This window comes from Streptomyces niveus (assembly GCF_001723055.1).
In the GTDB taxonomy this organism is placed as follows: Bacteria; Actinomycetota; Actinomycetes; order Streptomycetales; family Streptomycetaceae; genus Streptomyces; species Streptomyces niveus.
On record NZ_MDCR01000585.1, the window covers coordinates 1 to 516 of the forward strand.

Consider the following 516-nt stretch of genomic DNA (forward strand, 5'->3'; position numbering starts at 1 on the left):
GGCGTATGTGCCGGGGCTGGGGACGGCGTTGGACGAGGCGTTCGCGGAGAACGACCTGAAGCGGGCGAGGGACACATTGCTGGGCGCGGCCGAATACGACGCGTCGACGGCGTCGATCGTATGGCTGGGCTATGACGCGCCGCAGCTTTCGACGGACGACATCACGGGGAATACGGACGTCATGTTCACGGACAACGCGGAAGCGGGGGCGTCGGCGTACGGCGATTTCATGGCGGGAATCGCGGCGACGAACGAGAACGACGACCCGCATTTGACGGCCATGGGCCACTCGTACGGTTCCCTGACGGTGGGCCAGGCCGCCCAGCGGGAGGGAGGTATTCCGGGCGTCGACGACATTGTGCTGGTGGGAAGCCCGGGAACGGGTGCGGATTCCGCGGACGATCTGGGAGTCGGCAGAGCCCATGTCTACGTGGGCGCGGCCGAGAACGACCCGGTGACGCGGACGCCGGCGAAGGGGGAGGCCCAGGGCATGGGAATGGGCGCGCTGGGTGGCGC

At 68.4% G+C, this 516-nt stretch carries 1 protein-coding gene; it reads left to right on the forward strand.

The window, feature by feature from the left end; all coding sequences use genetic code 11:
- A partial coding sequence (locus BHU15_RS37730) for an alpha/beta hydrolase (protein ID WP_218028105.1) occupies nucleotides 1-516 on the forward strand: 516 nt, incomplete at both ends.